Origin of the sequence: Brevundimonas sp., assembly GCF_030656255.1 — a bacterium.
Classification (GTDB): Bacteria; Pseudomonadota; Alphaproteobacteria; order Caulobacterales; family Caulobacteraceae; genus Brevundimonas.
The window spans coordinates 21158-27384 of record NZ_JAUSOE010000033.1 but is presented as its reverse complement, the minus strand read 5'-3'; the positions used below and the strand labels follow the sequence as shown (position 1 = coordinate 27384).

Sequence of the window (6227 nt, the reverse complement as noted above, 5' to 3'; positions counted from 1 at the left end):
AGCCGGCGCGCAGGCCGCCTTCGAAGTTGGTGTCCACCATGAACTCGACCGATTCATACAGGAACAGGTTGAAGTCCTTCTGCATGGCCCAGTCGGTCGAGGCGAAGAACTCGGTGTCGTCGCCCAGAGGCAGAACATAGTTCAGCGTCAGATTGGCGGTGTATTCCGGCGCCTGCGGGAAGGGGTTGCCGTCGACATTGGCGCGACGGGTCGTGCCCACGGTGACGATGGGGTCGGTGACGGTGCAGTTCGAGCCGCAGATGGCGACCAGCAGGCCGCTGTCCTTGATTTCGGTGTGGTTCCACGCCGCGCCGGCCGACAGGCTGAAGCCCGCGCCCAGATAGATGTCGCCGTCCAGTTCCAGGCCGTAACCTTCACCCTTGTCGGCGTTGATCAGGCGGTTGGAGTTGTCCGCGCCGCCGATGGCGGTGAACTGCATGTCGCTGACTTCATAGACATAGGCGGTCCCGTTCAGGCGAGCACGACCGTCCCACAGGCGGGCCTTGAAGCCGGCCTCATAGGACATGACCGTTTCGGACTCGGCCGTCGTCAGGACTGGCAGGTTGCGGCCCTGGATCGACGGACCGCGATAGCCCTTGGCCACGCGGGCGAACAGGTTGAGGCTGTCATTGACCTCATACAGGGCGCTGACGTCCCAGCTGACCTGTTCGTCGCCGACCGAGACGGCGCCCTGGCCGCCGACGGGCGTGCCGATCAGGATACGGCCCTGATAGTCGCGGCTGTCGTCGGTGTAGCGCAGGCCGCCCGTCACCTTCAGGGCCTCGGTCAGCTGATAGTGCGCCTGACCGAACACCGACCAGGAGTCGGACTTCTGGGTGATGTCGGTGACCTTGGTCGGCTGAAGACCGCCGACGCCGTTGAAGGTGCCCGAGACCAGGTTGATGCGCTCGTCCCAATAGAAGGCGCCGACCTGCCAGCCGAGGCGGGTGTCGCCGTTCGAGGACAGGCGCAGTTCATAGGTGTTCTGGCGCAGGTCGCTGGACAGGGTGCCGGTCTCGGAGTTGAACGGCGTCTTGTAGGGGGCGGTCGCCGCGGCGCTGGCCACGCCACCGTCGATGTCGCCGTCGCCCGAGGACGAACCCTGGTAGGCGCCGACGATGCCGGTCAGGGTGGCGGGACCGAAGTCATAAGCGACCTGCAGCGACTCGGAGGTCGTCTTCTGCTTCTGGAAGTTGTTGCGGCCGCCATCGTAATAGACGGTGTCGCGGTCGAAGTTGCCGTTCAGTTCGTTCGAGCCCTTGGTCAGGGCGTTGGCGCGGTTCATCGTGCCGGTGCCGTCATAGTCGCGGGCCTGCAGGGTCAGCAGGGTCGAGAGACGGTCGGTCGGGGTCCAGGCGACGTGGACGCGAGCGGCGACGTCGTCGAACCCGCCCAGATCGTCATCGTTCGCATCGGCGAAGGACGGGTTGTAGGCGTTGTTCACCCAGTCGTCGCGGTGGTTCCACAGGAAGGCGCCGCGCACCTGCAGGGTCTCGGAGGCCGGCAGGGTGACGGCCGCCTCGGCGCGGGTCGAACCCAGGTTGCCGTAGGTCAGCGAGCCGAAGCCGGTGAATTCGTCCGACGGCTTGACGGTGTCGATCTTGATCACGCCCGCCGGGGTGTTGCGGCCGAACAGGGTGCCCTGGGGACCGCGCAGCACTTCCAGTTGCTGGACGTCGAACAGGGGGAAGCCCTTCAGATAGACGCTTTCCAGCACCACGTCGTCCAACACCACCGAAACCGGCTGCGAGGCGGTGAAGTCGAAGTCCACATTGCCCAGACCGCGGATGTAGAAGCGCGGGGCGTAACGGCCGTTCGAGCTTTCGACCTGAAGGCTGGGTACGCGGCCCGACAGCGACAGGATGTCGGCGCCGCCGGCGGAGATGTCCTGCAGGGTCTGGGTGTTCAGGGCGGTGACGGCGAAGGGCACGTCGCGGATGTTCTCGCTGCGGCGCTGGGCGGTGACGACGATGTCGTCGACGCCGGTGGCTTCAGCGGCGGCGTCGGCGGTTTGGGCGAAGGCCGCGCCTGCGGTCAGCAGGGCGAGGCCGCTGACGGTGGCGGCGAGCAGGGCTTGGCGAAGCATGCGAATGTATCCTTGGCGACATGGGGAGGAAGATGTCGCGCGAGCCCGTAAGACCTCTGAAGGCGCCGCGCCAGTCGAGACCGCGCCTGAATCTTGAACCTTTGAAGACGCGGACACAGGGGCGTGACAATCGTGTCCCGAACGACGCATCCGACCGAACGCGCCATTGTGCAGCTTGGCTGTGGGTGCGAAAATGAAGGCGTGCGTGACTCGGTTCCGCAACCGTATCGACACCGTTAGTATCCCCCATGTCCTTCGTCACGCCCTCCCGCCGCCGGCTGCTTCAACTCGCTGGAGCGGCGACCTTGACGTCCAGCCTGGCGCCCAGCATGGCGTCCAGTCTGTCGGCCGCGACACGAAGCCCCGTCGTCGGTCGGGTGCTGGCCATAGCGGACATGCACTCCGCCTATGAACGGACCGCCCGACTTCTTGCGGCGTTCGAGGCCGAGGTCCGGTCCCAGCCGGTTCCGCATGTGATCGCGATCGACGGCGACATTTTCGAACACGGCAACCTCGTGTCCGTGCGGTCGGGCGGCGTCATCGACTGGGCCTTTCTGGCTGAGGCGGTCCAGATCGCGCCGACCGTGGTCAATCTGGGCAATCATGACAACGACCTGACGCCGGACCTGGCCCAGGTCGTCGCCCGGATGCGCGGCCTGGGCGTGATCGTGGTCAGCAACATCGTCGATGCGCGGACCGACGCCGGCTACGCCGCCCCGACCGCGACGGCGCCGTTCGGCGCGCGCAAGCTGAGGATCGTCGGCCTGGCGACCAATGCGCTGAACACCTATCCCAAGGCGTCGCGCGACCAGTTGTCCATCCCGGCGCCGGTTGAATGGGCGAACGCCCATCTGGCCGATCTGACGCGCGGCGCCGATCCGGTCCTGGTGCTGAGCCACGCCGGGGTCGTCGCCGACCGCAGCCTGCTGCCCCTGCTGCCGGACGGATCCCTGATGATCGGCGGCCATGATCATCTGCTGTTCCAGCATCGCCAGGGACGCAGCGCCTACGCCCACACCGGCTCCTGGACCAACGCCTATACGGCGGCGGACTTCCATGCGGACGGATCGGTCAGCGTCGCCTCGCATCCCATCGCCGCCGACGCCCCGTCGTCGCCCCGGCTGCAGGCTCTGATCGACGCGACCCTGGCGGAGACCCTAACGGACGCGGACCGCGCGGTTTTGGGACACGGCGCCGAGGCCCTGTCGCTGGGCGACACCGGCCGCCGCATCGCCGCCGGTTTCGCCCAGGCGGCCGGCGCCGACGCCGGCTTCATCGGCCACACCACCCTGGGCACGGGCGCGCCGGCGGGGCCGATCACCCGATACATGTTCGATTCCATCGTCCGGTTCGACGGCCGGCTGATGACAGCCGAGGCGCCGCGCGCCCAGTTGGAGGACTTCATGGCCCGCGCCAACCAGGACCGGCCGATCCCGCTGGACCAGCGCACCGGCGACTTCCTGTATGGGGCGCTCACCGCCGGTTCTCAGGGGGCCACGGCGCGTATCGTCACGACCGACTGGTGCGCAACCAATCAGGCGGAATATTTCGGGACGACGTCGCTGGCGTTCACCGAGGTCGCGGACCTGAAGGTCAAACCGGTGGCCCTGTCCGCCCTGCTCCAAAGCCCGTCTTCGCCTGCAGGCTAGGACAAATGTATTGCCGCTGTAGAAATTTGCCTTGAGAACTTCCGCTTAATGCAAAGCTAGATACAGAAATGCCCGCTCCAGGACCCATCCGGCACAATATTGATATGGTCCTTGTTTGATCCAGATCATGGAATTCACTAGGCGATCATGACAATATGGCGCAACGTGACTTATGGTTGTCGTCACGAAGCCTTTGCTTGCGCCGCGACCACCGCCCCTCCCAGGATGTGTCGATCGGACAAAGACGTCTGATTGCGACAGTTGCGGCGCGCGCGCCCTCACCGTCTGCGGCGTCGTCAATGATCGGGACCTCCGGCGTCTGGGCGACCTGGCCGAAGTCCTCATATTGAAAACGGGCGCCGTCCTGGTCCGAGAGGGGGACGCAGCGCCCTATGTGTTCAACCTCACCTCAGGGTCCCTGCGGGTCTACAAGCTTCTGCCCGACGGCCGACGCCAGATCACCGGCTTCCTGTTCGCCGGCGACTTTCTGGGCCTGGCGATCGGCGAATCCTATGTCTTCTCCGCCGAAGCCATGGAGCCCTCGACCGTCTGCCGGTTTCGCAAGGGTCCGTTCCGCGCCCTGGTCGATGTCTCGGCGCCGCTCGAACACATGTTACTGCATCGCACGTCCCATGAGTTGGCGGCGGCGCAGAACCAGATGCTCTTGCTGGGCCGAAAGACCGCGATGGAGCGTATGGCGTCCTTCCTGCTCGATCTGCCGGGTCACGATCCCGCCCGGCCGACGGCGCCCGGCCATGTGCGGCTGCCCATGAAACGCGGCGAGGTGGCCGACTATCTGGGTCTGACCATCGAGACTGTGAGCCGCGTCCTGACCCGGATGAAGCGTGAAGGCCTGATCTTGACCCCCTCCCCCAGCGAACTTGTCGTCATGCGGCCCGAGCGGCTGCGTCAGCACGCGCTCGGCGAGGTTTGAGCCGAAAGGCGACCCAGGGCGCCGGGCTCAGGACTGCGAAAGACGAACCAGGGCGAAGGTCGCCGCGAGGGCGACGACCGCGCTGGTGACCATGCTGACGAGGACGCCGGCGGCGGCGGGGTGGGCCTCCACCGTGTCGGCGATCTGATCACGGCTCATTTCGGCCGAGGCCTCGGCTTCCTCGCGCAGGCGAGCGGCCGCTCGAGCGATGGCGTGCGTTGATCGGGCCACGGCCTCGGTCGCGTCCGCGCCGGTTTTTATGGCTGCGTCCTTGAGGTGATCGCCGGCCTCGTCGGCGAGGGCCTGGAGGTCCTGGCTGAGGGTCTTGAAGGCGGACTTCGGCATGGGGAGGCTCCTTCGGGGTGCGAGCCATTCAAGCCTGTCTGACGGACGGCGTCGGTGATCTGGATCAAGGCGGACGTCATCGAACCGGCCTAGTGTGCAGATGCAGCCAAGAGATCGGACCCGCTGGGTCGGACCGGCGTCAGGCCCCCTTGGGGGGAGGCCACCCATGTCGATGACCTCGCTCGCCCCATCTTCAGACATCGCGCTGAACCTCGCGCTCTCGCTGATCTCCGCCTCGGTCGCGCCGGTGCTGTTGCTGGACGGCGATCTGTCCATCGTTGCGGCCAGCCAGAGCTTCGTTGAAGCCTTCGACAGGGGTCCCGGGCCCGTTGTGGGGGTGAAACTGGCGGATCTGGGCGCCGGCGAGTGGAACACGCCTCCGCTCTGGGCCCTGCTCAAGGCGACCACCTATGGCCAGGCCTCGATCCGGGCTCACGAAATGGATCTCGCGTCGCCTTCAGGCCTCCGACATCTGGTCCTGAACGCCCAACGTCTGGTGTACGGCGACGGGCAGGGCGTTCGGTTGCTGCTGTCCATACAGGACGTCACCGAACTGCGCGCCCGCGCGCAGCAAAAGGACGATCTGATCCGGGACAAGGCGATCCTGATCCAGGAAATGCGGCACCGGATCGCCAACAGCCTGCAGATCATCGCCAGCATCCTGCTTCAGGGCGTTCGCAAGCTGAGTTCCGACGAGAGCCGGGACTATCTGCGCGACGCCCACCAGCGGATCATGTCGGTCGCCGCCGTCCAACGTCAGCTCTCGGACGCCGAACTGGGCGACGTCGATCTGCGGGACTATCTGACAGACCTGTGCCGGGGCGTCGGCGACTCGATGATCCGCGACCATGACCGGCTGACGCTGTCGGTCACGGTCGATGACAGCATCGTTTCATCCGGCAAGTCCGTCAGCCTGGGGCTGATCGTCACCGAACTGCTGATCAATGCGATCAAACACGCCTTTCCCGAGGACCGGGCGGGGCGGATCACCATCGATTATCGGACGCAGGGCGAGGGCTGGACCCTGACGGTCTGCGACGACGGCGTCGGCCTGCCGCCGGACCCTTCGGTCGTCAAACCGGGCCTGGGCGCCGGCATCATCCGGGCTCTGGCCCACCAACTCGGCGCGGTCGTCGTCATCACGGACGCCGAACCCGGCGTGCGGGTGTCGGTCGTCTGCGCTCCCCACCCCCTTCACACGTCCTGAAAGGAC

The 6227-nt window shown here is 66.3% G+C and carries 5 protein-coding genes; 3 read left to right on the top strand and 2 right to left on the bottom strand.

Features of this window, described 5'->3' with window-relative positions:
• Nucleotides 1-2086: TonB-dependent receptor (locus Q7J26_RS03980; RefSeq protein ID WP_304935212.1), on the bottom strand; the 2086-nt coding region annotated here is incomplete at its 3' end.
• A gap of 305 nt (nt 2087-2391) precedes the next feature.
• Here Q7J26_RS03980 and Q7J26_RS03975 point away from each other — a divergent pair.
• Both Q7J26_RS03975 and Q7J26_RS03970 read left to right on the top strand, forming a co-directional pair.
• Complete coding sequence (locus tag Q7J26_RS03975; protein ID WP_304935211.1) at nt 2392-3735, top strand: metallophosphoesterase; 1344 nt, start codon at nt 2392-2394, stop codon at nt 3733-3735.
• A 346-nt stretch (nt 3736-4081) separates the two neighbouring features.
• A complete protein-coding gene (locus tag Q7J26_RS03970) occupies nt 4082-4669 on the top strand; it encodes a helix-turn-helix domain-containing protein (protein WP_304935210.1) in 588 nt (195 codons plus the stop codon).
• Nucleotides 4670-4696: 27 nt separating this feature from the next.
• Here the strand turns inward: Q7J26_RS03970 and Q7J26_RS03965 are convergent, their stop codons facing one another.
• Entirely contained in the window at nt 4697-5014 is a 318-nt protein-coding gene (locus tag Q7J26_RS03965; RefSeq protein ID WP_304935209.1) for a hypothetical protein, read from the bottom strand.
• A gap of 166 nt (nt 5015-5180) precedes the next feature.
• Between Q7J26_RS03965 and Q7J26_RS03960 the strand changes: the two genes are divergently transcribed.
• Nucleotides 5181-6221, top strand: a complete 1041-nt coding sequence (locus Q7J26_RS03960) for a sensor histidine kinase (protein WP_304935208.1) — start codon at nt 5181-5183, stop codon at nt 6219-6221.
• Nucleotides 6222-6227: the final 6 nt, after the last annotated feature.